The sequence below is a fragment of the Rhizobium sp. UFLA01-1127 genome (genome assembly GCF_059803845.1).
Genome location: NZ_JAUQTZ010000273.1, coordinates 1 through 2,215 on the forward strand (window position 1 = coordinate 1; position 2,215 = coordinate 2,215).

Sequence of the window (2,215 nt, forward strand, 5' to 3'; positions counted from 1 at the left end):
CAGTGTCGAAGGAGCCCGTATAGGCATAGGGCAGGCCGACCTTTGCCGCGGCTTCAGCAGCAGCACGGATCTCTTCCGGCGACGACATGGTTTCGATCCAGGCGACATCGGCGCCGCCGGCTTGAAGACCCTCGATCTGCTCAACGAAGGCCGCAACCGCGTCTTCATAGGTCAAGGCGCCGAGCGGCATCAGCAGCTCGCCCGTCGGCCCTACCGAGCCGCCGACGATGACCTTGCGGCCGGCCCTGTCGGCAACGGCGCGGGCGATCTCGGCTGCCGTCTTGTTGAGGCTATGCACGCGATCCTGTGCATGGTGAAGCTTCAGGCGATGACGGGTGCCGCCGAAGGTGTTGGTGAGGATGATGTCGGCGCCCGCATCGACGAAGTCCTGATGCAGCTTCGTGATCCGGTCGGGATGCTGTTCGTTCCAGAGTTCGGGTGCTTCGCCGGCCTCAAGGCCCATGGCAAAGAGGTTGGTGCCGGTTGCGCCGTCGGCAAGCAGTACGCCTTTTTCGGCAAGGAGATCGGTCAAGGGATTGATGGCGACTGTCATGGCGTGTCCTCGGATACGTCGAATTCGGATATTAGATGCAGATATAAACATTTCTTTATGTGAACACAACGGCAAGATGACGGCTCCAGCATCGGCGATGCGATCACAAAAAAAGCGCCCCCGGAGGGAGAACCCGGTGAGAGCGCTTTCCTTTTGCGGATGAAAATGTCCTCAGGCGGCTGCCATCTGCGCCGTCTCATGCGATGTCGGCGTGACCATGGCGGCGATGATGCTTTGCAGGTCGATTGCACCGATGGGCCGGCCGCCCGTATCGGTGACGATAGCGCCCGTCTGGCCCGCCTCGGTGATCTGCTTGGCGGCGACTTCCAGCGTCATGTCGCCGGGCACGTGCGCGCCACCCGGCTCGCCCGAAAGCGGCTTCATGATCGTCTGCGTCTGGATGACCCGGCCGCGGTTCACTTCCTTGACGAAGGCGGTGATGTAGTCGTCGGCCGGTTGCAGCACGATCTGCTGGCCGGTTCCCTGCTGTACGACCTTGCCGTCGCGCAGGATCGCGATCTTGTCGCCGAGGCGCAGCGCTTCATCTAGATCGTGAGTAATGAACACCACGGTCTTCTTCAGCTCCTTCTGCAGATCGAGCAGCACGGTCTGCATATCCACGCGGATCAACGGATCGAGCGCCGAATAGGCTTCGTCCATCAGCAGGATATCGGCATCGTTCGTCAGAGCGCGAGCCAGGCCGACGCGCTGCTGCATGCCGCCGGAAAGCTGGTTCGGATAGTGCCGTTCAAAGCCCTTGAGCCCAACGCGCTCGATCCAGTATTGGCCTTTCTTCTCGCTTTCGGAACGGGGAACGCCCTGGATGTCCAGTCCGTAGATCGTGTTCTCGATCACGGTGCGATGCGGCAGAAGCGCGAATTTCTGGAACACCATCGCCGTTTTGTGGCGGCGGAATTCGCGCAGGTCGTTTTCGTTCATCTTGCAGACGTCGACGCCGTCATAGAGCACTTCGCCGACGGTCGGCTCGATCAGCCGGTTGATGTGACGGATCAGCGTCGATTTGCCGGAGCCGGAAAGGCCCATGACGACGGTGATGGCGCCTGCCGGCATATCGATGCTGATATCCTGCAGGCCGAGTACATGCCCATGGACCTCGTTGAGCTCCGCCTTGCTCATGCCGTTTCTGACCTGATCCACATAGTCCCGCCCGTGACGGCCGAAGATCTTGTACAGGCTTTTGATCTGGATCGCGTGACTAGCCATGAATGACCTCCGAGTGCTTCTGGAGCCGTCTGCCATAGGCCTGGCTCGTGCGGTCGAAAATGATGGCGATGGCGACCAGCGCGAAACCGTTGAGAAAGCCGACGGTGAAGAACTGGTTGTTGATCGCCTGCAGCGTGTTCTTGCCGAGCCCGCCGACGCCGACCATGGAGGCGACGACGACCATTGCGAGCGACATCATGATGGTCTGGTTGATGCCGGCCATGATGGTGGGCAATGCGAGCGGAATCTGCACATTGAACAGCTTTTGGCGATGCGACGAGCCGAAGGCATCCGCGGCCTCGAGAACCTCCTTGTCCACGAGGCGGATGCCGAGATTGGTCAGGCGGATCATCGGCGGGACGGCATAGATGACGACGGCGATGAGGCCCGGCACCTTGCCGATGCCGAAGATGACGACGACCGGAATGAGGTAGACGA

Annotated in this window: 3 protein-coding genes; all 3 read right to left on the reverse strand. The window is 60.9% G+C overall.

Going from position 1 to position 2,215, the window contains the following annotated elements; genetic code table 11:
* The coding region (locus Q4Q11_RS31560; protein ID WP_498571949.1) for a homocysteine S-methyltransferase family protein at positions 1 to 553 on the reverse strand (553 nt) is incomplete at its 3' end.
* A gap of 171 nt (positions 554 to 724) precedes the next feature.
* Positions 725 to 1,777 (reverse strand): quaternary amine ABC transporter ATP-binding protein, encoded by a 1,053-nt coding sequence (locus tag Q4Q11_RS31565; protein ID WP_113223312.1) that lies wholly within the window; start codon positions 1,775 to 1,777, stop codon positions 725 to 727.
* A partial coding sequence (locus Q4Q11_RS31570) for an ABC transporter permease (protein WP_498571950.1) occupies positions 1,770 to 2,215 on the reverse strand: 446 nt, incomplete at its 5' end. The genes Q4Q11_RS31565 and Q4Q11_RS31570, both read right to left, overlap by 8 nt.